The organism is Pedobacter sp. FW305-3-2-15-E-R2A2 (assembly GCF_038446955.1).
Classification (GTDB): Bacteria; Bacteroidota; Bacteroidia; order Sphingobacteriales; family Sphingobacteriaceae; genus Pedobacter.
This window is the reverse complement of the sequence record NZ_CP151803.1, coordinates 6396934-6422816: the sequence shown is the minus strand read 5'-3', so window position 1 is coordinate 6422816 and position 25883 is coordinate 6396934. Positions and strand designations below refer to the sequence as shown.

The 25883-nt window shown below is 39.7% G+C and carries 23 protein-coding genes; 12 read left to right on the top strand and 11 right to left on the bottom strand.

What is annotated here, in order from left to right; translation table 11 throughout:
• Positions 1–40: 40 nt before the first annotated feature.
• Positions 41–2317, bottom strand: a complete 2277-nt coding sequence (locus AAFF35_RS25945; protein ID WP_342329420.1) for an aconitate hydratase — start codon at positions 2315–2317, stop codon at positions 41–43.
• Positions 2318–2609: 292 nt separating this feature from the next.
• Positions 2610–3227, bottom strand: coding sequence for a polysaccharide deacetylase family protein (locus AAFF35_RS25940; protein ID WP_342329419.1), 618 nt, complete (start codon positions 3225–3227; stop codon positions 2610–2612).
• Between the two features lie 85 nt (positions 3228–3312).
• Here AAFF35_RS25940 and AAFF35_RS25935 point away from each other — a divergent pair, with 85 nt between their 5' ends.
• From AAFF35_RS25935 to AAFF35_RS25920, 4 genes are all read left to right on the top strand, one after another.
• Positions 3313–4764 (top strand): TolC family protein, encoded by a 1452-nt coding sequence (locus AAFF35_RS25935; RefSeq protein WP_342329418.1) that lies wholly within the window; start codon positions 3313–3315, stop codon positions 4762–4764.
• A gap of 46 nt (positions 4765–4810) precedes the next feature.
• Positions 4811–6157, top strand: coding sequence for an efflux RND transporter periplasmic adaptor subunit (locus AAFF35_RS25930; protein ID WP_342329417.1), 1347 nt, complete (start codon positions 4811–4813; stop codon positions 6155–6157).
• A 74-nt stretch (positions 6158–6231) separates the two neighbouring features.
• Positions 6232–7230, top strand: a complete 999-nt coding sequence (locus AAFF35_RS25925; RefSeq protein WP_342329416.1) for an NAD(P)H-dependent glycerol-3-phosphate dehydrogenase — start codon at positions 6232–6234, stop codon at positions 7228–7230.
• 51 nt (positions 7231–7281) lie between these two features.
• Complete coding sequence (locus AAFF35_RS25920) at positions 7282–7605, top strand: hypothetical protein (protein WP_342329415.1); 324 nt, start codon at positions 7282–7284, stop codon at positions 7603–7605.
• 79 nt (positions 7606–7684) lie between these two features.
• Here AAFF35_RS25920 and AAFF35_RS25915 read toward each other — a convergent pair whose 3' ends face one another.
• The 3 genes from AAFF35_RS25915 to AAFF35_RS25905 form a co-directional block, all read right to left on the bottom strand.
• Entirely contained in the window at positions 7685–8878 is a 1194-nt protein-coding gene (locus AAFF35_RS25915) for a hypothetical protein (RefSeq protein WP_342329414.1), read from the bottom strand.
• A gap of 118 nt (positions 8879–8996) precedes the next feature.
• Entirely contained in the window at positions 8997–10892 is a 1896-nt protein-coding gene (locus tag AAFF35_RS25910) for a DEAD/DEAH box helicase (protein ID WP_342329413.1), read from the bottom strand.
• Positions 10893–10976: 84 nt separating this feature from the next.
• Positions 10977–11435 (bottom strand): DUF4293 domain-containing protein, encoded by a 459-nt coding sequence (locus tag AAFF35_RS25905; RefSeq protein WP_342329412.1) that lies wholly within the window; start codon positions 11433–11435, stop codon positions 10977–10979.
• An 84-nt stretch (positions 11436–11519) separates the two neighbouring features.
• On the opposite strand from AAFF35_RS25905, the gene truA reads away from it, so the two are divergent.
• A complete protein-coding gene (truA, locus tag AAFF35_RS25900) occupies positions 11520–12287 on the top strand; it encodes a tRNA pseudouridine(38-40) synthase TruA (protein ID WP_342329411.1) in 768 nt (255 codons plus the stop codon).
• Position 12288: 1 nt separating this feature from the next.
• Entirely contained in the window at positions 12289–14061 is a 1773-nt protein-coding gene (locus tag AAFF35_RS25895) for an ABC transporter ATP-binding protein (RefSeq protein WP_342329410.1), read from the top strand.
• Between the two features lie 381 nt (positions 14062–14442).
• On the opposite strand, the gene AAFF35_RS25890 is transcribed toward AAFF35_RS25895, so the two are convergent.
• Positions 14443–14778: a DUF1349 domain-containing protein gene (locus AAFF35_RS25890; protein WP_342329409.1), complete on the bottom strand. Its 336-nt coding sequence runs from the start codon at positions 14776–14778 to the stop codon at positions 14443–14445.
• 155 nt (positions 14779–14933) lie between these two features.
• On the opposite strand from AAFF35_RS25890, the gene AAFF35_RS25885 reads away from it, so the two are divergent.
• Genes AAFF35_RS25885 through AAFF35_RS25865 form a run of 5 tightly spaced genes read left to right on the top strand, consistent with a single transcriptional unit; the run spans position 14934 to position 17947 of the window.
• Entirely contained in the window at positions 14934–15614 is a 681-nt protein-coding gene (locus tag AAFF35_RS25885; RefSeq protein WP_342329408.1) for a YiiX family permuted papain-like enzyme, read from the top strand.
• A 30-nt stretch (positions 15615–15644) separates the two neighbouring features.
• Positions 15645–16586 carry a hypothetical protein gene (locus AAFF35_RS25880; protein ID WP_342329407.1) on the top strand — a complete coding sequence of 314 codons (942 nt, stop codon included), beginning with the start codon at positions 15645–15647 and terminating at the stop codon, positions 16584–16586.
• Between the two features lie 23 nt (positions 16587–16609).
• Positions 16610–17155: an RNA 2'-phosphotransferase gene (locus AAFF35_RS25875; protein ID WP_342329406.1), complete on the top strand. Its 546-nt coding sequence runs from the start codon at positions 16610–16612 to the stop codon at positions 17153–17155.
• Between the two features lie 4 nt (positions 17156–17159).
• Positions 17160–17630, top strand: coding sequence for a hypothetical protein (locus tag AAFF35_RS25870; protein ID WP_342329405.1), 471 nt, complete (start codon positions 17160–17162; stop codon positions 17628–17630).
• A 50-nt stretch (positions 17631–17680) separates the two neighbouring features.
• Entirely contained in the window at positions 17681–17947 is a 267-nt protein-coding gene (locus tag AAFF35_RS25865) for a hypothetical protein (RefSeq protein WP_342329404.1), read from the top strand.
• A gap of 955 nt (positions 17948–18902) precedes the next feature.
• Here the strand turns inward: AAFF35_RS25865 and AAFF35_RS25860 are convergent.
• The 4 genes from AAFF35_RS25860 to AAFF35_RS25845 form a co-directional block, all read right to left on the bottom strand.
• Complete coding sequence (locus AAFF35_RS25860) at positions 18903–19073, bottom strand: hypothetical protein (RefSeq protein ID WP_342329403.1); 171 nt, start codon at positions 19071–19073, stop codon at positions 18903–18905.
• Between the two features lie 77 nt (positions 19074–19150).
• On the bottom strand, positions 19151–19540 hold the full coding sequence (locus AAFF35_RS25855; protein ID WP_124581182.1) for a hypothetical protein: 390 nt from the start codon (positions 19538–19540) through the stop codon (positions 19151–19153).
• A gap of 298 nt (positions 19541–19838) precedes the next feature.
• Positions 19839–20612: a response regulator transcription factor gene (locus AAFF35_RS25850; RefSeq protein ID WP_342329402.1), complete on the bottom strand. Its 774-nt coding sequence runs from the start codon at positions 20610–20612 to the stop codon at positions 19839–19841.
• Between the two features lie 2 nt (positions 20613–20614).
• The gene (locus AAFF35_RS25845; protein WP_342329401.1) at positions 20615–21721 is read right to left on the bottom strand and encodes a sensor histidine kinase; all 1107 of its coding nucleotides are present in this window, start codon (positions 21719–21721) and stop codon (positions 20615–20617) included.
• A gap of 520 nt (positions 21722–22241) precedes the next feature.
• On the opposite strand from AAFF35_RS25845, the gene AAFF35_RS25840 reads away from it, so the two are divergent.
• On the top strand, positions 22242–25403 hold the full coding sequence (locus AAFF35_RS25840; RefSeq protein WP_342329400.1) for a lantibiotic dehydratase: 3162 nt from the start codon (positions 22242–22244) through the stop codon (positions 25401–25403).
• Here the strand turns inward: AAFF35_RS25840 and AAFF35_RS25835 are convergent.
• Positions 25400–25831, bottom strand: coding sequence for a hypothetical protein (locus AAFF35_RS25835; RefSeq protein ID WP_342329399.1), 432 nt, complete (start codon positions 25829–25831; stop codon positions 25400–25402). The genes AAFF35_RS25840 and AAFF35_RS25835 overlap by 4 nt on opposite strands.
• Between the last annotated feature and the right edge of the window lie 52 nt (positions 25832–25883).

Sequence of the window (25883 nt, the reverse complement as noted above, 5' to 3'; positions counted from 1 at the left end):
CGGAAAGGAACAGCTTTTAGTCATTATCTTTTAGCCTGAACTATGCGTTTTTCAATGCTGCTTCTCTGCGGATGATGTTTAGTGCACCACCTGCTTTGAACCATTCAATCTGTTGTGCATTGTAGCTATGGTTAACAGAAATCTCTTCTTTAGTGCCATCGATATGGTTCAATACCAATGTCAATGGAACATCAGGAGTAAAGGTGGTTAAACCAATGATGTCGATGGTATCGTCTTCCTGGATTTTTTCATAGTCATCTTTGTTGACAAATGTTAAACCAAGCATTCCTTGTTTCTTCAGGTTGGTTTCGTGAATACGGGCAAAAGATTTTACCAATACCGCGCGAACACCTAAGTGACGAGGTTCCATCGCAGCGTGCTCACGACTTGATCCTTCACCATAGTTTTCATCACCAACTACAATAGAACCGATTCCTTCTGCTTTATAAGCACGTTGAGTTGCAGGAACAGGACCATATTCGCCTGTTAATTCATTCTTAACGTTATCGGTTTTATCATTGAAATAGTTTACTGCACCGATCAACATATTGTTAGAGATGTTGTCCAGGTGACCACGGAATTTCAACCATGGACCAGCCATAGAGATGTGATCCGTAGTACATTTTCCTTTTGCTTTGATCAGTAATTTTAAACCTTTAAGGTCTGTGCCTTCCCAAGGTGTAAACGGATCAAGCAATTGCAGCCTGTGTGAAGTTGGAGATACCAATACCTGTACAGCACTACCATCGGCAGCCGGTTGCTGATATCCTGCATCATCTACGTCAAAACCTCTTGGAGGCAATTCAAATCCTGATGGGGCATCCAGTTTTACCTGTTCACCATTTGCATTTGTTAAGGTATCTGTAAGCGGGTTAAAGCTTAGGTCACCAGCGATTGCCAATGCAGTTACCAGTTCCGGAGAACCTACAAAAGCAAAGGTGTTCGGGTTTCCATCTGCACGTTTCGCGAAGTTTCTGTTGAAAGAGTGAACGATGGTGTTTTTCTCTTGTTTTTCAGAACCAACCCTGTCCCACATACCAATACATGGTCCGCAGGCATTGGTGAATACTTTAGCACCAATTTTCTCGAATACATCTAAAAAACCGTCACGTTGAATCGTGAAACGGATCTGCTCAGATCCCGGGTTGATACAGTATTCAGATTTTGCCGTTAAGCCTTTTTCCGAAACCTGTTTAGCGATACTTACCGCACGGGAGATGTCTTCATAAGAAGAGTTGGTACATGAACCGATCAAACCAACATCAATTTTCATTGGCCATCCGTTTGCTGCGGCAACTTCTTTCATTTTAGAGATTGGCGTAGCCAAATCCGGAGTGAAAGGACCGTTCAAATAAGGCTCAAGCTCTGAAAGATTGATTTCAATGATCTGATCAAAATATTTTTCCGGTTCTGCATATACTTCTGCATCACCTGTTAAGTGTTCTTTAATTGCGTTTGCTGCATCAGCCACATCAGCTCTGTTGGTTGCACGTAAATAACGCTCCATGCTCTCATCATAACCGAAGGTTGAAGTTGTTGCACCGATTTCAGCACCCATATTACAAATGGTTCCTTTACCAGTACAGCTCATGTTGTTGGCACCTTCACCGAAATATTCTACAATCGCACCAGTACCACCTTTTACAGTCAGGATACCGGCAACTTTAAGAATTACATCTTTAGCAGAAGTCCATCCGTTTAATTTTCCGGTTAATTTGATACCGATCAGTTTAGGGAATTTAAGCTCCCATGGTAAACCTGCCATTACATCACAGGCATCAGCACCACCTACTCCGATGGCAACCATACCTAAACCACCTGCGTTTACAGTGTGAGAATCGGTTCCGATCATCATACCACCCGGGAAAGCATAGTTTTCCAATACCACCTGGTGAATGATACCTGCACCTGGTTTCCAGAAACCGATACCATATTTGTTTGAAACTGAAGCAAGGAAATCAAAAACTTCTTTACTTTCGGTGTTTGCTGCCGGTAAATCAATCTCAGCACCATATTTTGCAGTGATCAGGTGATCACAATGAACTGTTGAAGGAACAGCTGCCTGAGGTCTTCCAGCCTGCATAAATTGCAGTAACGCCATTTGCGCAGTTGCATCTTGCATGGCCACACGGTCAGGAGCAAAATCTACGTAATCAGTACCTCTTACGTAAGAAGTATTTGTATTTCCATCCCAAAGGTGGGTGTAAAGAATTTTTTCTGAAAGTGTTAAAGGTCTGCCTACTAATTTACGGGCCGCCTCTACACGGGGGCCAAAGTTTGCATACACCTTTTTGATCATTTCTATATCAAAAGCCATTGATAATATGTGTTAAAAGGGTAAGTTATTCTTAATTATTTGTAGCGAATTTACGAAAAAAAACAGGTGCAGGACATCATCTGTAGATCATTGTATTATTTATAAATATTCTAAATAATATAAACAGGAGATCTGGAAACTGAATGAAAAGAATAACACTGGTCGTTTGCGAACATTGTTGTTCGTTTATGAACAGTTGTAAAAGAATGTTCAGTTGTAAAATGCTGATAGATAGTTTTTTGCGGTGATTTTCTATTCTTGGCCTGAGCTTAGCTTAAAACAGCTCTGAACATTAAAGGGTTTCGAATCGGAAACCCTGTTCACTGAAATATTGTAAAGCCCTTGGTAAAGCATATTTTAGCCTGTCGAAAGCTTTAAGGCTGTCGTGAAAGACGATGATCGAACCGTTTTCGGTATGTTTAATCACCTGTTCATAACATTTTTGTGGGGCGAGTTTGAGGTCGAAATCGCCGCTAAGTACATCCCACATGACAATTTGTAGCTCAGGAAGTTCGGTGCGCAGACTCGAAATCTGTGATTTTTTAATTCTGCCGTAAGGCGGACGAAATAAATTAGTGTTGGTCAGTTCCTGGCATTGCCGGAAATTTTGAAGGTAAACCTGGTCTTCCGTTTTCCAACCTTTTAAGTGATTAAAAGTATGGTTTCCGATCCGGTGCCCTTCAGACTTTAGCCTGCCGAATACATCGGGATGCTTTTGTATATTATCGCCAATGCAAAAAAAGGTGGCTTTCGCATTAAAGCTTTTTAAAGTTTTTAGTACGAAGTCTGTAACATCCGGTATAGGTCCGTCGTCAAAGGTTAAATAAATGACTCTTTGAGCTCGGGTTTTGTTCCAGATGAGAGATGGGTAATACCATTTCAGTAAAAGCGGAGATTTAACTAGGTACATGTCCAAAAGTAATAAAATACTTTGTTGTACCTGAAAATTTACAAAATCAGTTAGTTGTTTATATTATTATTGTGAAATTAAAATTATGAGAAAGTTTACCAGTTTTAATGCGTTACCCAAGCTCAGCTTAGTTTTGTCATTAGCATTGATTACAGGTTTTGTGCAGAACTCCGCGGCACAGGAAGTAATTACTATTCAGGATGCGATAGATAAAACTTTAAATAATAACCTTCAGGTGAAACAATCGAAATTGAGCGAGAGTTTATCTGAAGAAAACTTAAGCCAATCCAAGTATGCGTTGCTTCCGACTTTAAACAGTAATGGAAGTTACAATATCAATTTCGGACGTAGTGTCGATCCATCCACCAATGAGTTTAACAGCTCAAAGTTCTCCTCATTTAATGGGGGAGTGTCAACAGGAGTGAATATCTTTCAGGGTTTTCAGAAGCTTAACCAGATCAAACAAAATAAACTTTTGCTTGATGCAGATAAAACGAATACGGATAAAGTGAAAAACGATCTGATTTTGCAGGTAGTGACCTCTTATCTTCAAATCTTGTATAACAGAGATCTTTTGTCTGCATCTAAGCAACAACAGTCGGTGGCTAAGCAAACGCTGGCTCGTGAGCAGCAATTGTTAGATGTGGGAAATAAGACGCTGGCAGATCTTTCTCAGGCCAAATCTCAATTGGCTACTGCTGATCTGAATGTAACGAATGCGCAGAATACTTTAACCATTTCTTATCTAACCCTTGCGCAACTGATGGATATCCCGTCTTCTACGGAATATGAAGTGCAGGCACCCTTATTGTCCAGCTTTAATAAGCCTTCAGTCAATCAGAATGCAGGAGATGTTTACAATGCAGCCACTGAGCTGTTTCCGGATATTAAATTAGCTGCTTTGCGTACGGAAGCCGCAAAAAGAGGAATTGAGGTCGCCAGAGGTAGTTATTATCCAACTTTATCTTTTGCTGCCGGTTTAAGTACGAATTACTCAAGTGGGAGAAAATCAACGATTGGATTCCTTCCAAATGGCTTTAAAGAGATTGGAAGAGTTGAAGGAACTAATGCAGCTGTAATGGCTCCAAGTGCCCTTGCCGTAACTGAAAGTTATCGTTTTAAAGATCAGATCAGTGATAACTTTGGTCAGTACGTAGGACTATCTCTTCAGATTCCTATTTTCAATGGTTTTTCTGCCAGATCCAGTGTGAGAAAAGCTAAGATCAGTTATTTACGCAGCCAGACTGATGAACAGTTGGCTAAAAACAATTTGAATAAAGTAATCTATCAGGCTGTTGCCGATTTGAAAGCTGCGGAAAGCCGTTATGAATCGACTACAAATACTTTCCAGGCACAAAAAGATGCATTCAACGTGATTGAACAACGTTATGCGGTAGGACTGGTAAACTCCTTAGATTACAGTACTTCCCAATCCAACATGAATAAAGCTGAAGTCGATATGATTCAGGCAAAATATGATTTACTCTTCAGGGCAAAAGTTATCGATTATTACCTGGGCAAGCAAATCATCTTTTAAAGCATTATAAGGCTCGATTTGATATAAAATAAATAAACAACAACAAATGAAACTAAAACCCATATTAATTACATTAGGCGTAGTCATTGCTTTACTGGTTGTAGCAAAGCTTACGGGCCTTATCGGTGGTGAAAAAATTGAAAAAGTGACCATTGATAAAGCTGCAGACAGAAAAGTAATAGAAACGGTTACTGCCAGTGGAAAGGTACAACCGGAAACAGAAGTGAAATTAAGCTCTGAGGTTTCCGGAGAGGTGACTGAACTTTTAGTAAAAGAAGGCGATGTGGTTAAAAAAGGCCAGTTGCTGATCAAAGTTCGTCCTGATGTATTAAAGTCGGGTTATGACAGGGCAGTGGCCTCCTATAGCTCTCAGAAAGCAGGAGTGGCTTCTGCTTTGCAAATGATGAAACAAAGTGAAGGAAACTTCGTAAATGCAGAAGCAACTTACAAACGTAATGTGGAGTTAGTTGGTAAAAAGGTGATCTCTGCATCAGAGTTTGATGCTGCAAAAGCGGCCTTCTTAACTGCGAAAACCAATGTCGCTAAATCTAAAGAAGATTATGTGGCTGCCAAGTTCCAGCTGGAGCAATTTGGAGCCAATGTACAAGAGGCAAATGCCAACTTGGCTAAAGCAACGATTTATGCGCCGGTAGATGGGGTAATCTCTAAATTGTCTGTAGAGCTTGGTGACCGTATCCTGGGTACGGCACAGATGGCAGGAACAGAGATCATGAGGATTTCCAACCTGACTACCATGGAAGTAAACGTAGACGTAAACGAGAACGACATCAACAGGGTAAATGTTGGTGATAGTGCGAAAATCGAAGTAGATGCTTTTGCTGATAAAAAATTCAAAGGAGTGGTTACTGAAATCGCAAGTTCTTCCAAAGACATCGGTTCAGTAACGACCTCAGTAGATCAGGTAACGAACTTCGTGGTTAAAGTAAGGATCATTGCAGATTCTTATCAAGGAGTTAAAGGTGGTGCAAAAGACCTTCCTTCTCCTTTCAGACCAGGTTTATCGGCAACAGTGGATATCGAGAGCGAATCGGTAAAAGGATTGGCCATTCCAATTCAGTCGGTATTTACCAGCGATAAAAATAAAGATGCTAAAACTGCAGGTAATGATGAGAATGCAGATAAACAGAAAACAAAGCTGGCCGACAAAACGGTGAAGCAATATGTGTATGTTTTCAATGCAGGAACAGTTAAACAGGTAGAAGTAACTACAGGAATTCAGAACGATCAGTTTATCATCATTAAAAGCGGCCTTAAAGCTGGACAGGAAGTGGTATCCGGACCTTACTCTGCGATTCAGAACAAACTGAAAGATGGAATGAAAGTAGAGAAAACAACTAAAGATCAATTGTTTGTCAATCCTGATAAAAAGTAAACTTTATCAATCATTTTTAAATGAGTAAATTGCCCCGGTTAAAACAATAACCGGGGTTTTTTATTTAATACTGTATGATACCTAAAGTTGCAATGATTGGTGGGGGTAGTTGGGCTACTGCTATTGTAAAAATGCTTTCAGACAATACGACTGCAAAAGAGATTTATTGGTGGATGCGTAATGCGGAAGCGATTACACATTTGCAAAAATATAAGCACAATCCAAATTACCTGAGCTCTGTGGAGATCAGAATTCCTGAAACACATATTTCCAGCGATATCGTCAGCATTATTGAGCAGGCTGAATACGTGATTTTAAATGTCCCTGCGGCCTTTTTAAAGGAAACCTTAAAGGATGTTACCCCGGCGATGTTAAAGGGCAAGAAAATGATCTCTGCGATCAAAGGGATTGTGCCCGACGAGAATCAGATCATAGGGGAGTTTCTGAATCAAAAATACGGAGTTTCTTTGGAGGATATCGTCGTGATCAGCGGCCCTTGTCATGCGGAAGAAGTGGCTCTGGAAAAATTGTCTTATCTGACCATTGCCTCTCTGGATTTAGACCTGGCAACTATCTTTGCAAATTTATTGAGCGCCAGATATATCAAGACAAATGTTTCAGACGATATTTTCGGAACGGAGTATGCTGCGGTGTTGAAAAACATTTATGCCGTAGCCAGCGGAATTTGTCATGGGGTAGGGTATGGAGATAACTTTCAAGCGGTTTTAATCTCCAATGCAATTCGCGAAATTAAACGTTTTGTGGATGCGGTACATCCGATTTCCAGGGACATTAAAGAATCAGCTTATCTTGGAGACTTACTTGTTACTGCTTATTCTCAATTTAGCCGGAACCGGACTTTTGGAAATATGATCGGTAAAGGATATACGGTGAAATCAGCGCAACTGGAGATGAATATGGTGGCTGAGGGCTATTATGCGGTGAAATGTATGCACCATATCAATAAGAAATATAAAGTAGATATGCCCATCAGCAGAGCGGTATATGCGGTTCTTTATGAACAACATTCTCCGCATATCGAAATGCGTCTGCTGACAGAACAACTGAACTAAGTAATCAAACAAATTTTATGGTATTTTGTTATTAGCTAAAAACATCTCACCATGAAAAGAAAATATCTATTTGGGGGTTTAGCCCTTGCGTTCCTTAGCACATTGGCCTTAACCTCTAACGCTCAGGAGAAAAAAGAAAGTGTTGGCCAGGCGATTAGCAAAACGGCTAAAAAGGTAGGTAACAAGACTGCAGAAGTCGCAGTGAAGGGAACGGCTAAAGTTGCTGATCAGACCTACAAAGGCAAAATGGCTCCTGATGGGTCCGATGTTTACATCAACGGAAAAAACAAGAAATATTACATCAATAAAAAAGGAGGGAAGGTTTATCTGAAAGAATCTCAGATCAAGACCCGTCCTGCAAAGAAAGATAAATAGTTTGCGGGGATTAGAGATTCCTTGCTAAAACAAAAAGGTCGGCTTCCATAACGGAGCCGACCTTTTTTATGCTTGCGAATTATAGCTGTTTGAAGATAATGACTTTTCGTGTAGATACATTGAGTGCAATGATGTCGCCGTCGCTGTTTACTGCAATACCACTAACGTGGCCTCCGGCGATTTCACTTCTTCCAATATCCTCTTTAACCAATCCGTCTTCGTCTGTTTTCAAAATAGATCCTCCACAGGCTATATAGAGATGATCTCCTTTTCCTTTGATTGCGTTTGCTGACGCTCCCGTATTCCATGTTTTGATGTAGTTTCCTGCTTTATCATAAACTCTAACCTGACCATTTCTTGGCGAAGTGACAAAGATTTTATTTTTGAAAAAGCAGATTCCGAATGGATAAGGCCCGTTCTGCTGCCCGGGAGCGCGCACTGCGCCGGGAAATTTCAGTAAGAAATTACCATTCTGATCAAACTTTTTCACCAGATTATTTGAGCCATCTACGACATATATATTCTGATCGTCGTCGGTGGTGATTTCTTCAATATTGAGGAATTGATTATCGGCTGAACCGTATGTACCCCATCCTTTCAGGACGTTTTTCTGTTTGTCCATGATCTTAACATAAGGATTGCTGTATTGTGCCTGTGTGACAACAACATTGCCATTGTTAAGGAATACAATGCCCCGTGCTCCCTGTCCATTATAAAAGCGCTCTAAAAATGTACCTTTCTGATTAAATTTATGGACTACATTATTTCCTTCGTCACTTACATAGATATTGTTGTCTTTATCAACTTCTAGGTGATTAACAAAGCTAAACTGTCCCTGACCTGCTCCTTCAGTTCCAAAGCTAAGGAATGGGACGTAATTCTGTCCAGAGGTGTATCCATAATCAAGATCACTGAACTTACTGTATTCAGTGTCGCTGTTGCGGACCATGACTTTGTAATATACTTTAGTCAGGGGTTTAGTGATTTGAAGGTCTGTAAATGTGGTATCGGTTGTTTCTTTAGTTAATACATATTCCTGCGTGCTCTCGTTCAACTTAAAAAGCTGATATTTTTTTGCTTTGGGGATTGGGGTCCAGGTAACCACTATTCTGTTTCCAAATTTCCCTTTTGTTGCGGAGACATAAATGGGTCTGTCTAATTCTGTGGCTGGTTTTTGATCAATAACTTGTGGGGTCTCGCTTTCTTTTGATTTTTTGCATCCTGTCAGTAAAAGGAGAAATGCGAAGGTAATAGTTGGTAAATAATTATTCATATCGTTAATTAGGCTGTAAATATAGTGATAAAAAATGTCAGCTTTCCTGTCGGACCGAAATTTCAGGGCATAAAAAAACCTCCGGGATCTCCGGAGGTTTTTTATAATATGAGTTGTATTAAGATCTACGTCTTCTGTCGCCACTTCCGGCTCCGCCTTCGCGTCTTCCGCTTCCGCCAGTGTTTCCACCACGATCTTCACGGCTTCTTCCAGAGAAATCTCTGAAACCACCGCCGCCGCTTCCGCCTTCACGTCTGCCGCCACCGCTGCTTCTTCTGTCACCGCCACCGCTTCTTCCGCCGCCGCTATAGCTTCCGCCTTCGCGTCTGCCACCACCGCCACCGAATCCACCACGACTACGACCACCGCCGCTACCGCCATCACCATCAGCAGTTTTCTCAATTCTAACGCCACGGTTATTGAATTCAACACCTTTGAAATTATTGAATAGAGAATCTACAGTTGCATCTTCTACTTCAAAGAATGAATAAACACCTTTTAAGTCGATTTTACCAATGCTTTTTCCACTGATTTTACCGTTGTTACAAACAAAAGATAACAAGTCACCTCTTGTAAAGTCATCTACCGAACCTAAGTTGATAAACAAACGGGTGTAACCGTCGCTACCTCTAGGGCCTCTTTCACCGCGCTCACCACGTTCTCCTCTTTCACCGCGATCATCAGCCGAAGAATTAAGATCAGGAGCGTTTTTGTAATACTCTAAAAAGCGGTTAAACTCTAAAGATGCAAAACGTTTGATCACTTCTTCCTTGCTCAATTCAGCAAACTCATCCATAATACGAGGGATGTATTGCTCAATTTGTGCTTCGTTAACTTCTACATTGTGAACCTTGTGAACCAAAGCAAACAATTGTTTCTCACAAACGTCAAAACCTGTAGGTAAAGAAGCTTTAGTAAATTGTTTACCAATGATTCTTTCGATCTGACGGATTTTTCCAAGTTCTTTAGAGTTAACGATACAAATAGAAATACCTGTTTTACCTGCACGGCCGGTACGACCGCTACGGTGGGTATAACTTTCAATTTCGTCAGGTAGTGAATAATTTACAACGTGAGTTACGTTGTTCACATCAATACCACGTGCTGCAACATCTGTAGCAATTAATAATTGCATGTTGCGGTCACGGAAACGCTGCATTACTTTATCACGTTGTTGCTGAGATAAATCTCCGTGTAAAGCATCCGCATTATAACCATCTTTAATCAAGTGTTCAGCAACGTCCTGTGTATCCATTTTGGTTTTACAGAATACTACCGCAAAGATTTCAGGGTTAAAATCTACGATACGTTTTAAAGCAGCGTATTTATCTCTTGCACGTACGATATAGTACTCATGCTCGATATTTACGTTACCTGTGTTTTTGGTACCCATGGTTAACTCTACTGGAGAGTCCATGTAGTTTTTAGCTATTCTTCTAACCTCTGGAGGCATAGTAGCGGAGAATAACCATGTTTTTTTGTCGTCAGGAGTAGTCGACAAGATGTCGTTAATGTCTTCCTGGAAACCCATGTTCAACATCTCATCAGCTTCATCCAAGACTACAAATTTCACATTCGTGAAATCAATAGCTTTTCTGCCAATAATGTCCAACATACGGCCCGGTGTAGCTACAACAATTTGTACACCGTTTCTAATTTCACGCAATTGCTGCATAATGTTTGCGCCACCGTAAACGGCAACGACATTAGCACCAGAGATGTTTTTTGAGAAATTCTTGATGTCGCTCGTAATCTGTAAGCAAAGCTCTCTTGTAGGGCATAAAATTAATGCCTGAGGCTTGTTGCTTTTAAAATCGATCAATTCTAACAGAGGTAAACCGAATGCGGCTGTTTTTCCTGTTCCTGTTTGGGCCAAACCAACAAAATCGTTATTGCCCTCTAACAGCACAGGAATACTTTGCTCCTGAATAGGTGTTGGATTTTCGAAACCTAAATCCTTTACGGCATTAACAACGTCATCACTTATCCCCAATTTACTAAATGGGTTTATCATGTATATATATTAATTAAGCCGCAAAGGTACGCTTAATATTTGGCATTTCACAGATGCGTAACTAAATAAAAATGAGACGATTAATTATCTGAGTCGATCTGCCGACCTCAATAACTGCTCGTCTTTACGAATTCCACGGATAGCCAAAGCACAAAACAAGATGCCTGCAACGGGTAAAAAAGCACCTATACCCGGTTTTACCGCAGCAATTCCACCCGGAAGATTTTGCGCGTAATAGAAGATCCAGAAGCCAAGAGAAATCATCGCGAGGATGGCTACAATAATCAGACGTTTCTGCCCCGTCCTGTTTTTAAAAGTAAATATAGTAGCAATACAAAGCATGGTTACACATACTGTATTTAGAAATAACGGTTTGAAATAATCAGTTTTTCCAACTGCTCCGTTTGTTTTCTGGTATAAACCTGTTGCCAAAATCCAGTATTCCGAGCCGTTAGATTGGCTGCTTACAATCGGGATAAACATTAAAAGTAATATGGTCAGGCCTGCTAGTAGAAGCCAGATAGATTGTACTCTTTGTATCATATCAGTTCAATAATTTCAACAAATATATTAAAAGGCCCCTACTAACCAATCAATATCTTGATCCAAAAGATTAAATTTGTCCTATTGAAACCGAACATACAGCGATATTTTATTGAATTGTCTTATAATGGCACAGATTATCATGGCTGGCAAATACAGCCAAATGCCATGACCGTGCAGGAATGTCTGGATAAGGCATTGTCTGTTTATTTCCGTCAGCCTGTCGTTACGCTGGGTTGCGGGCGGACAGATGCCGGCGTTCATGCTACGGAATTCTTTGCCCATTTTGACCTGGAGATTTCTGAAGAAAAACCAGTTAATGCAGAACGTTCCATTGCCGGGATCAACTCTTTGTTGCCCTACCAGATTGCAGTTAAGCGTGTTTTTCCAGTCGCCGCCGATGCACATGCCCGTTTCGATGCCATAGAAAGGGCTTACCATTACCACCTTCATTTTCATAAAGATCCTTTTAAATTAGAGCGGTCCTGGCTGTTTAAAGGGGAGCTGGATGTGGAAGCCATGAATGACGCAGCTAAAATTATTCTTGAATACACTGATTTTTCCTGCTTCAGTAAATCCAATACCCAAACATTTACCAACAACTGTAAGGTCACCGAAGCTTATTTTGAGCTAAAAGATGGTGGCTTACAATTTACCATCCGTGCAGACCGTTTTCTGAGAAATATGGTGCGCGCCATTGTAGGTACCCTGATTAGGATTGGAAAAAAAGAAATTAACTTAGTACAGCTTAGAGAAATTATTGAAAGTAAAAACCGTAGTAACGCAGGGCAGTCCGTTCCGGCATGTGGTTTATATTTAGTGAATGTTGTTTATCCCTTTGTAAACTATTGATATGTCTAAAATAACTGGTGATGCGTTGAATGTTGGCTTATTGAGAAGAGTTTTTCAATATGTAAAACCTTACCGCAGGATCTTTATCTGGGCAATCGTGTTGACCATATTACTCGCTTTAATTGCACCCGTACGGCCTTTCCTGATCCAATATACCCTGGATAATTACATCATGAAAGACCAGCACGGAGGCTTGTTACAGATGACCATCGTGATGCTGATCCTGCTCGTGCTGCAGGCGGGAATTCAGTTTAGTCATACCCTGCTGACAAATACGCTTGGGCAATCGGCTATCCGGGACCTGAGGATCAATGTTTTTAACCACATTACCAAGCTCAGACTAAAATATTTTGACAATACACCTATCGGGCAGCTGATTACCCGGACAGTTTCCGATCTGGAAACGATAGCAGAAATTTTTTCCGAGGGCTTGATTGTCATCATTGGTGATATTCTGATGGTGATTGTGATTATCGGAGTGATGATCTACCGGGATTGGGCATTGACCTTTGTCGTATTATTGCCTATGCCTTTGTTAATGCTGGCGACTTCCGTTTTTCAGAAGGCCATTAAATCAGCATTTCAGGAAATCAGAACAGAGGTTTCTAATCTGAATACTTATCTGCAGGAACACATCTCCGGAGTTTCTATTATCCAATATTTTGCGAGGGAACAGCAGGAGTATAAAAAGTTTATAAAGATCAATGCACGTTACAGAGATGCAAATATCCGTTCTAACTGGTATTATTCCATCTTTTTTCCGGTAGTAGAGATCATTTCGGCGATGTCATTAGGCTTGCTGGTATGGTATGGCTCGAGAAGTATCCTTGCTAAGCCACTCGACGTAACTCCGGGGACAATCGCTGAATTTATTCTATATATCGGAATGCTTTTCCGCCCGATCAGGGAACTTGCTGATAAGTTCAATACCCTTCAGATGGGGATGGTAGGAGCAGAACGGGTGTTTAAGGTTTTAGATACCGACGAGGTGACAGAAGATAAAGGAACCTTTGCTCCTGAAAAGATGGCAGGTTCGATTTCATTTGATAAGGTCTGGTTTGCTTATAATGAAGAAAATTATGTATTGAAAGACATTTCTTTTGAAGTGCAGGCTGGAAAGACGATTGCTTTGGTAGGTGCTACCGGTGCAGGTAAGTCTTCTACGATTAATATCCTGAATAGGTTCTATGAGATACAGAAGGGGGAGATCAAGGTGGATGGCGTTAAAATCCAGGATTATCAGCTAAACTACCTGAGGCGCAATATTGCGACAGTTTTACAAGATGTCTTCCTGTTTTCAGATACGATATTTAACAATGTCACTTTAAATAATCCAGACATTACCATGGAAGAAGTGGTGGATGCAGCGAAAAAAGTTGGCGCCCACGATTTTATCGAAAGACTGCCTGGCGGTTATCAATATAATGTAATGGAACGTGGTGCAACACTTTCGGCAGGACAGGCGCAATTGATTTCCTTTATCCGGGCATTGGTCTATAATCCGTCGATTCTGGTATTGGATGAGGCCACCTCTTCAGTAGATACCGAAACAGAAATGCTGATCCAACGGGCCATAGAGAACCTGATGAAAGGTAGAACTTCCATCGTTATTGCACATCGCTTGTCTACGATCCAGAAAGCAGATAAAATATTGGTTCTGGATAAAGGGGAGATCAAAGAAATGGGAACCCACCAGGAACTGTTAAAGCTGGATGGATATTACAAAAGATTATATGATCTTCAATTCAATTCCGGTGGGATTGTCTCTGCCTGATGATTCCTGTTCAGCGCTTGTATCACTCTTTTTTCTTATAAATTTAAGGTTTTTAGCTCACCTTCGGCATCAATGATAAAGGATAAGTAATCCAGGACTTTATCGAGATAGTCGTAGACTTCCATTTTTAACGATTCGTTATCGCATAGAATCAGCTGTCCCTCTTTATGATGTTCATATGTGTTTACGTAATATTAATGGTCCGTTGGCCTCGAAAACATCGTTAAAAGGTCAGTAAAACCAATCAAGGACCTATCAACCTCCTATTGATGATCAATTGAAAATTAATTAACATGGAAAGCAATTGAAAAGGAAATCAAAAGGAAATAAATTTGATGTTACTTTTTCTAATCCGCAATGAAAATAGTTTTTAGGAAGAGGTTAATAGATAAAAGGTGAGATGAAGCGAACCGGAACTTCTCGTCCCTGACATCTTCCTGGCTTCCGTTTTGGAAGTAACTGTATCACTCTTAACATTTCCAGATCAAGTTTGGAGTAGTCTTTTCTTTCCTTGCTATGAATACTGATATTTGTTAATTCTCCGGTAATTTTTACACTCGCTTCAAGGTCGCCGGCTAGTTCTGTATAGTAGAAAGGACCGTTATCTCTGATGAAATCATAATGGGTAATTCTCCAGTAATCAGTTCCCGGATCTACAGTCATGGTTATTGAGTTTGCATTTTCAACTGATTTAAGTGGTTTATTATACCATTTCATAGCTTTCCTGACTTGAAGTTTTGTAAACTTAAATAAAATGCGGAATAAGAATGTTGATGGAAGATGCGTTATTTAATAAATTGAATAAAAAATGTCAATTCGCTGATGGGTTGAAACCGGAAGAATTGTGTTTCTTTATAGCATTTGAAAATAAAATGAGAAGACGAGTCAGCACAATCCTGGTTTTAATATTGTTGATTATTGCAGGTACCTATGCCAGAAATGAGATTTTTGGGCCGCTACATCAAGTGAATAAGTCCGATAAAAAGAGTAAGGAGAGCGCTGGTACAACAGAAATAAAAAATGGAGATATTATTTTCCAGACCTCGGTATCTGGACAAAGCAAAGCGATTCAGCTGGCTACACATTCTAAGTACAGCCATTGTGGAATTGTGTATAAGAATGGGGAGAACTATTTCGTTTATGAAGCTGTAGAGCCTGTTTCTCTAACACCTTTGAACAAATGGATTGCCCGTGGATTTGGAGGCCATTTTGTAATCAAGAGGTTGAAAAATGAGGATAAAATATTAACACCTTTGGTCTTGAGCAAGATGAAAACAGTTGGAGACCGGTTTAAAGGGAAGCATTACGACCTCTATTTTGAATGGACAGACGACAGAGTCTATTGCTCAGAACTCATTTGGAAAGTCTATAAGGAAGCTACAGGTTTGGAACTGGGGAAACTTGAAAAGTTAAAAAGCTTTGATTTGACCAGTCTTGCCGTAAAGGAAAAAATGAATGCCCGGTATGGCAAAAAAATCCCAATGAATGAAACGGTGATTTCACCGGAAAGCATTTATAAGAGCGAATTATTAATAACGGTAAAATCAAACTAACAACCTCATTCAGGATGGAATAAATATATAATGGAGAAATTACCTTGTAAAGGATGCGGGGCACTTATTCTGCCGGCAACATATCAAAAAAATGATGGAGTGTGCATGTTATGTGCCAATGGTATTAAGAAAGAGACCTGCGACAATTGTGGCAAAGAAGCAACAGTCTTATCAAGTCGGGAGGGGGAACGCATTTGTCTGCGCTGCAGCATGTCCGCAACAAAACCGGTAGCTGAGGCCTGGAAGCAATCTTGCAGCAAAGGAAAACATCCTTTTAAAATAGAAAGTCTACAAGTTGTTCATTATCCTGATTTTAAAGATGTCTTCTTTGATCAGAAGTTGGAAGGATTTTTCTATCCTTTATGCTCTCTGAGCTTCTCAACAAAAGAAGAGAATAAAAAACAGATTTTTCACCTGGTTTCTTATAATGGACTTTGGTTGGATGAAACGCAGGAATCTGCTGAATTAAATGAAGGATTTTCTGTTTTTGAGCTTAAAGACGGAAAGTATGATTTTAAAGGGGATTTCAAATCCTTTAAAGGGCATACTTATATTCCAGACCTTTACCGCTTTCTTAAAGAGGATTTTGAGCGTTCGGGCGCTGAATATTTGAGTAAAGGCATAGCGGAAGAGGAGTATGAAGCTCATATTACAGCACATTATACTAAAGAATTCGGTTCATTTGACAGCACGTATTATATCAATACGTTTTTCAATTATGGAATTGAAAAGTTGAAGCAAAAGAACCATAATGCTAAAAAGCTATTTTCCGCTTTTAACACCAAAGATTTTATTGCAGGGGGAGAAGAACTGATTATTAATGAAAAATATTACTCATTTCCGGCGAATCTGATCAACACAATTCCGCTGGGGGCCTGTTGGTTATACCAGTATGGAGTGGAGGGGAATAATGTCTTTGCTTTTTATGACCCAAAAAAATCTATTGTTTATAATGTGAACCAATATTCCTAAAGCTGAGAACATACCATTGAAATATGATAAGTGAAAAAGAAAATAAAAGAATTAGCAAGTTTCTAAGTTTTGTATTAAGACACCATCCGGAATTGATTGGTATTGAATTGGATGGGAATGGATGGACTGATGTGTCCTTGCTGATTCAGAAATCTGGAAAAACAGAGCCTGGATTAGATTTCGAAATGCTGAAGTATATCGTGGATACCAATGCCAAAAAGAGATTTAGCTTTAATGAACAACGGGATAAGATCAGGGCTAATCAAGGGCATTCAGTAGCGGTCGATTTGGGGTATAGTCCACAAGAGCCACCAGAAGTATTGTATCATGGAACAGGGATCAGGTTTGTAGATTTGATCAAAAGTTCTGGTCTGGAGAAACAAAGCAGGCATCATGTTCATTTGAGCCAGCATAAAGAAACTGCGATTAATGTCGGACAGCGACATGGAAAGCCATTTGTGTTTGAGGTATTGTCCGGACAAATGTACCGGGACAATTACGAGTTTTTTTTATCAGAGAATGAGGTTTGGCTTACCGAGCACGTACCTTCGAAATATTTAAAAAGCTAAGCAATTGAAAGAGATCATATACCTCAAAGGAGATGCGACAAATCCAAAAGCAGGGGGCAACAAAATTATCGTTCACATCTGTAACGATATCGGTGGCTGGGGCAAAGGCTTTGTCATGGCGGTCTCTAAACGCTGGAGGTTACCAGAACAAAGCTATCGGAACTGGTATAAATCGAAAGAGAACTTTTCCCTTGGAGCGGTTCAATTTGTTCAGGTGGAAACAGACATATGGGTAGCCAACCTGATTGGACAGCACAAAATCAATAAAGACGAGCGGGGAAATTCGCCTATCCGATATGAAGCGGTATTAGCCGGGTTAGATAAAATCGGCGTATTTGCTGTAGAAAATAACGCCACGGTGCACATGCCAAGAATAGGTTGTGGTCTTGCCGGTGGTATCTGGGATCAAATCGAACCCTTGCTAAATTCAGCTATTGCAAGCCGGGATATTTTAATAACGGTCTACGATTTTTAATATTTTTTGTTGTTATCTTCAATGCTACAACCATAGCAAATGTTAATCTCATGAAGGATATACCAACTTTATACGAATGGGCGGGAGATATGCAAACTTTCGAATTGTTGTTCAGCAGGTTTTATGATAAGGTTTTAAAAGATGATTTACTTGCTGAAGTCTTTGAAAATAGGTCTCCGGAGCATGTAAGCCATGGAGCTCATTTTGTGGCAGAAGTTTTTGGTGGCCCTAAGTTATATTCTTCTGAAGATGGAGGAAGTCATGCGCAGATGGTGGGACACCATATAGGAAAGATGCTTACAGTAGTTTACCTTTAACTCCCTATTGTTTGCTCTTTTATCTGTAATGATGACAATGACACCATTGGCAGCTTTTGAACCCCAGATTGATGCGACTGTAGCGTCTTTTAATATGGTAATGTCTTCACATCAATTAGGATTTACGGAATTGATATCTGTTACTTGAACACCATTGACTACAAACAGAGGGTCGCGATTGTTGAAATCACTGATCGTAGTAAGTCCTCTGATCATTACGGATGAGCTTCTTTTTCCATTGATAAGATTTCCGTTAGGGCTTGTGGAATTGTTAATAACTAATCCTGGAATCAGTCCGTCGGGCGTTGAATTACACCCATAGAGCCGGAGCGGTTCGTTAAGATATCCATATCCGGCTTGTCAATCGCTCCGGCACTTCTCTCTCTTGCAATAGAGTGCTATCCGGTGTTCACCATTACCAATACTTCCTGTAGATTACCTGCATCGAGAATCATCTTAATTACACCGATTTCTTTTGCAACTTTCACTGGTTGAGTCTTATATCTGAGGAATGAGATGAGTAATGCCGCTTTCTCATCTACATTTTTAAGGAAAAACTCTCCGTTTTTATCGCTGATTGCTGCAGCATTCCCTCCCTTTAAAGTGAGAAAATAGTCGCCCGTTTTTTGTCGTTGTCGCCTTCACTGGTGACAATACTAATTATGGCGCCAACAAGCAGGCTTCCCATTTCATCTGTGATTCTGCTTTTACATCTATTGTGGAAAAGTATGTGGATAACCTGTCTATAAGTGTTTGCTCCTTCTTAGTCAGGGCGACTGTGTTCTGAACAATTTTATATGTAAAAGGCTGATCTTTAATTAAGCAGTCAAGGATTCTTCTAGCGTTTCATTTCTGACATTGATACTGGGCAATGTAATCTTTGTGGTTGATCTGATTTGAGGTGCTGTCTGCGGACTAGCTATTCTGATGACTTTATTTTGGGTTTGCAGTCTTCTCAGATGATCGAGGAACAAGTAATCTCCTCAGTCTCTTTCTTTGATTTCGGGAATAAAAAGACATGGCGGTAAAGCGGCTTAAAATAAAAGGTATACAATAGTGCATAAGCCGCTCTATCCCCATGCGAACAGCGTTGTTTGATGTCTTCTTCATCTACCCCTTCTTGCATTTCTTCTATAAAATTTTTCCCTAAAGGGATCAATGATGGAAAAAATTACAGGACAATCCAATAATTTATTTTTCGGTTTATGCGATCTTACTCACAGATTGAAGCTGGATCATAACCTCATTAATGGTTTCTTCGAAAATTTTATAGGAGAAAGGCTTATTTAACAATTGAAGGTAGTCAATCCCCAATGTGTTTACATATTTTTCGTTATGGGCAGTAGTAATGATGATATTACCGTATTGATTGATCTCATGATCAATCTTTGTGTAAATGGATAAGGGACTATTAATGAGATCGAGGAAAACAATATCAACTTTTTCATGAGCATCAGCTAAAACATCATCTACAGAGGGCGTAGACCATTTAATTTCTATTAGGCCCATTCTTAGAATGTATTTTTCCAATAGGGAATAAGCGAGCGCTTCGTCCTCTATAATTCCGCAGGTATAATATTTTGTCCCTTCCATTAATGACTTCAGCTTTTATAAATGTCAATTCTTGCGTTTTCTGAGAACCCTAGAGAGATACTGCGCTAGTCGTTTCCCAGCAAAGTCTGGTAGTGGTTATGAATGAAGCTTCCTCATTTTTAACTGTACGCGCAGTCAGGTTAGAAACTGTTGCTTTTTTTAGGTTTAAAGTTTTGGTAGTTTTGTTTAGTTTTTTCATGGTTTTTTATAATAAGGTGAAACCAAATAAACAAAAGGATACGTAAAAGTGCGATTTATTTCGACGAATTGACAACCTCTTTCGACTAATCGACGGATGTTAAAGGGCTCCCCCGTCCAGCAGTTCTTTAATCACTTCTTTATAGCGGGTACCGATTGGCACTTCGCGGTTTGTGGTGAGTTCTATGGTGTTTCCTTTGATGGCTTTTACCGAAAGTTTTCTTACTATAAAGGAGCGGTTTACCCTCAGAAATTCAGTGCTGGGAAGGAGTTGTTCAATCCTGGTCATGGTCATATGAGTGATGAGCATTTTGGAAGTGGTATGGATTTTTAAATAATCTTTCATGCCTTCCACAAAGTGAATCTCATCAATGGATACATTCACATATTTTTTGTTTTCTTTAAAGAGAATCTGCCGGTTTTTAAGCTGGGCTTCATTTGAGGTTGTTTTCTCCAGGTCATTGACCTGGATTTCGGGGATCTGGGATTGGGTGCTGAAATTTCCATATGCCAGCTTTTCTCTAACTTTGTTAATGGCCTTAACGAAGCGGTCAAAAGTAATGGGTTTTAAAATAAAGTCCAGTACATCCAGATCATACCCGTCAATTGCATATTCAGGGTAGGCCGTAGTCAATACAATAATCGGTTTATAGGTGCTGAAGGTTTTTATAAACTCAATACCTGTCATTTCGGGCATATTAACATCCAGAAAGATCAGGTTTGGCCGTAAGGTCGATACCCGCTCCAGTGCCTCAATGGCGTTCTCGCATTTTGCTAAAAGATTTAATGAAGGAATACGTTTCACGTATTTTTCGATTAATTCTTGCCCCAGATGTTCATCGTCAATAATCATACACGAAATGCTGTTTTCCATTTTTACCAGATTTTTAAAAGGAGGTTGTAAGTTAGTTCATCTTCCTTGACTTCCAGGAGGTGACGTTGAGGGTATAGAATATTTAGTCTTCTTTTTGTATTGGAAAAGCCGATTCCTCCAATACTTTTGGGGCTGCCATTGGCCGGTTTCAAGTTACTAATCTGGAAGCAGAATCCATTTCCATTGTCAATTGAAGCCTTGATCCTGATCCAGGAATCTTTAGCAATCTTATCTACTCCGTGTTTAAATGCATTTTCCACAAAATTGATCAGCAGCAAAGGGGGGATTTTGAAGTCGTACATATTCGTAAAATCCATCTCTATGGATAACCTTTTGCTATGTCTTATGTTCTGGATGTCGATATAACTTTTTATGAAATTTAATTCTTTGTTGACTTCAACTTCTGAGGTATTGGAATCATAAAGTGCGTAACGCATCATATTAGATAAAGAAAAAACAATCGAGGCGGCAACCTCATCCTTATCTTCTATGAGCGAATAAACACTATTCAGAGTGTTAAATAAAAAATGCGGATTGATCTGCGACCTTAAAAAATTGAGTTCCAGTTCCAGATTGTTTTTTTCAAGCTTTAGCTTTTCAATTTTCGATTGGAAAGCTACCCTGAAAATCTTTATCGTTAGCGGCGGAAACAAGGCGAGCCCCAACTGCTCGAAATGAAAATAAAGGATCTCATTTTCTTTGACAAAAGTCCACATTCCAAATTGAGAAATGTTTTTCACAAAGAATCTATAGTAACCGGGCAAGGTCTTGTCCTGATTTATGTAGTTGTACAATAAATATACCGTAGTTCCGTACAGAAATAGTGTAAATACCAAAATTAACAGGATATAAATACCAATTTTTAGGTCGGATATTTTGCGGCCCAAAACATAGGAAATGCTATAAAAACAGGAAAGAATGATTATGTATTTGTGAAGTCCGATGAGATAGGCAGCCTCAGGATGCTGATCTCCCGATACCCATCGTGCCTGAAAGAGGAACCATTGGAAAATGCATATCCAAAAAATGAGATGTGTAGCAATAGTGACAATCTTGTTTTTGTTTGTTCCAAGAAGAATGGCTGTGGTTTGATTAACAATACTTGACATCTACAATATTTTGGCGATATAGGCATATAATTGCATTCTAAGGTAAATTTTTAGCCATTCAATTCCAAATTCAACAGTTTTTAATGGATTCCACTGCTCATATTTATGGCTTCGTTAACGGGTGAATTGGCCGTTTTTTCGACTAATATCCTATCTGCTTAGACGAATAAGGCGGATGTGCTGGAATTATCCATGAAGTTGTTTAGTCGACGCCATTTGTATAAACGTCTAAAAAGTGGTGACATTCATCTAAATAGTTTCCCATTAACTTTTTTTTGATGCTACTTTGTTTCGAAATGAGAATGAAAAGATTAACAAAAATATATACAAAAGACATCTACCATCCCTGAGCTGCAAAAGACAAGTGTGACGTACATTGGAACTTCAAAATCGAAATCATGCTTGTTAAATGCAGTTTTTTCAAAGGGGAATTCTAACATAAATTTAATCGAGGTATCGCAATGTAAGTCCTGAATTGTTTGTATTTTAACAAAATAACAGGACATAAAATTTTATTTGTATGAAAAGCATGCTTTCATTAGCGCACGCGAAATATTACCTCCTAAGACGACCACTACTATCTGTCAATACATTTTTTGAGATCAATGAGCTGGTATATAGTAACAATGAAGTGTTTGAACAAACACTCTTAGATAAATATAAAGAGGATTCGGTGTTGATGGAAGCGATTTACACAGCTTCTCCTGAACTGTATTATGAGTTTTGTAAAGTGATCAATGGAGAAGCAAAACCGGGCTCAAAGTTAATCCTTACGCTTTACAAATATTTATCCAGAATGAGTACCCGTTGTACACCTTATGGTTTATTTGCAGGCTGCTCGACAGGTGTGATTGGTGATCATACTCATATTTCGTATGCGGATGCTGTGCATAGGAAGGAGTCGCGACTGGACATGAATTATGTAAATGAGTTGGTTAACCATTTACAACTGATTCCTGAGCTGAAGAGAAAGTTGGCGTACAGCGTAAATACGAGTTTATATGCTGTTGCTGGATTTTATCGCTATATAGAATATAAGATAACGCATAAAAGAAGGCATTATACACTGGCATCCGTAAAAAAAAATGAATTCCTGGATTTACTAATTCAGGCAGCGGATAAAGAGTTGAGCTATGAGGACCTTCTGGGGTTACTAATGGCTGCTGCAACCACAGTGGAAAAAGAGGAGGCAGAAGCGTTTCTTGATGAACTGATCGAAAGCCAGATTCTGATCAGCGAACTGGAGCCTACGATTACGGGAGAAATATATATGGATACCCTCGCTGACAAGCTTAGGGGTAAGGTTGCTCCTGAGGTTATTGAAGACATTACGAAAATCAACTCCCTGTTGAATGAAGGTGGGATAAGTGCATTTGAGCAGGTTCATAAGATTATAAATGATTGTTTTGGTGCGTGCCAGTCAAAGGACCTGATTCAAACGGATCTGTTCTTTGAACATAAAAAAAATCAATTGAACGCTGAAACGGCAGCTCAAATCACTTCCCAACTTTCTGAATTGTACTGTTTGTCTACCAGGGCAAGTGCAAAGGATCTGGATGATTTTAAAAAAAAATTTTATGAAAGATATGAGGATCGCGAAATCCCCTTGTTGCAAGTGCTGGATGGAGAATCTGGCATTGGCTATGGCAGTTTAGGGAAATCGGATCATTTGCCATTACTGGAAGGAATCGTTCCGGGTGTAAAGAAAATGCCAAAAGTGATCACCTGGTCTGCATCCACTGTCATGGTGAATAAAGTTTTTAAAAGAGCGGTAGAAAGTGGAACAGGGATCGGTGAACTTACGGCTGCCGACCTGGAAGAATTAGGGACGAAAGAAGGACTTGAGGAGCAGGTCCCAGCCAGCTTATTCGCTTTTGGTTCTATTGTTGCTCCTTCTGCTAAGGAATTGGATGCCGGTAATTATCAGTTTTCCCTTGGTACCTGCTCCGGGCCATCAGCGGCCAATATATTATCCCGGTTTTGTCATGGAGATCCCGTATTGTATAAGAATATAGTAGAAATGCTTTCTGAGGACGAGGCGGATGATGATGGTAAAGTTTATGCAGAGATTGTCCATTTGCCGGAATCAAGAATCGGAAATATCCTAATCAGACCTGACCTTCGGAATTATGAAATTCCTTTCCTGGGGAGGTCGTCTAAGTCACTGAAAGACCAGATCAGAATTCAGGACATCATGGTTTCCATAAAAGAAGGAAAGGTGGTGTTAAGATCGGTAAGGCTAAATAAAATTGTTATCCCAAGGTTATCAACAGCACATAATTACACGGATGGCTTGCCTGTTTACCGTTTTCTCTGCGACTTGCAGCAGGAAGGACTTTGTCACAGCATCTACTGGAATTGGGATAACCTGAGTGATTCCCCATTCCTTCCCCGGGTAGTCTATAAAAATATTATCCTTTCAAAAGCTTCCTGGACCATAAATAAGTTTGCTTTCAATGATCTGACAGGGAAAATAGAAGAAGACATTACCTCTGTAAGTACTCATTTAGAACGAATGAAGGTGCCAAGGTATGTTTGTATTACAGAGCATGATAATGAACTTTTAATTGATACCCATAATTATTTAGGAAGAACTCTTGTTTATCAGCAACTGAATAAAAAAGGAGGGGTTAGACTCACTGAATTTCTTGCAAGGGCGGAGGACTGTTTTATTAAAGAGGGGAAAGAAGGAGTAGCACATGAAATTCTATTGCCACTTTCCAATAAGAAAGGCCTGTTGAAATATCCTAAGCCAATTATTTCAAGGGATTCAGAAGTCCAGCGGGTTTTTATTCCTGGAAGTGAGTGGATTTATTTTAAGCTGTACGGCGGAACTAAGACCACAGAAAAGGTATTGGTAGAAACCATTCGACCATACCTCAAATCGCTGATTGATCAGGAATTGATTAAAGAATGGTTTTTCATCCGCTATACCGATCCGAACCATCATATCCGTTTACGTCTAAGAATTAATTCGGGGAAAATAACTGCGGTCGGCCAGGTGATTTCAGGATTCTATGGTTTATTTAAAGCTGACCTTGAAGAGGATGGACTGTATAAAATTCAGCTGGATACCTATGTGAGGGAATTGGAGCGGTATGGAGCGCTTAACATCGAAAATTCAGAAACTTTGTTTTATCATGATAGTGTGGCCATCACCGAGATTTTAAATATGATCGAGGGGGATGTCGGTGAGTCGTACAGGTGGCTTTTGGCGGCCAGAGGACTAGATGAGCTATTGAACGACTTTGGACTCGGATTGGAAGATAAAATCACTGTGTTTGAAAAAATATCAGATGCATTTTTTAAGGAACATAATGGGGATAAAAAATTAACAGTGGCGCTGAATGACCAGTTTAGAAACCATAGTAAGTCCATCAGAAGCTTCCTGGATCCAGAGCAGGATATTGAAAATGAGATCGATGAAGCCACTGCAGAATTTGCCAGAAGGAGGTTGGGGACGAAGGATGCGATTAAGGCGATACTTGCTTTGTTTGATGGACGCCTTCTAGCCGATGCGGATGGTTTTTATTTGCTTTCCAGTTATATACATATGTATATGAACCGCTTTTTTCTTTCCCAGCCAAGGTTACATGAACTGACGCTTTATACATTGATGAAAAAGTATTATTTATCTGAGCGGGGGATTCATAAAAGGAAGGCCATGAGCTTGAATTCTTAAACCTCGTCCACAATTACAGTAACTGTCTTATCTAATTTGATGGTGTGTAATACTTTTGTTTTTTCACTATATACAACAATCCGGGTTTCATCCAGATATTGAACTAACCGATAAGGAGCGGAGATCTGCACATACCTCCACTGGGTATAAAATTGTTCTGAAAGTGTTTTTTCCTGTGGTAAGTAGGTAATAACAACCTCAATATCTGTAACTCTATCAATAAAGAAGTTTTCATTTGTTTTCAAGACCTGTTGCGCTGGCGGACTACTGTTGAGTTCCTTAATGGCAATTTCCCTTAGCGCGCTGGAAGACTGACTGGGATTTCTGTTGATCAGGTCTACAATCAGGTTGTTCACTTCATTTTTAGTGGCCAGAAATTTTCCGTTTCCTGTTTTGGTAATTTTAAAAAAGATTTTGAGTGGTTTCATTGCGGGAATTTGTTTTATACAAAGAAAGAAGTATTTGCATTTCCCGGCGAAA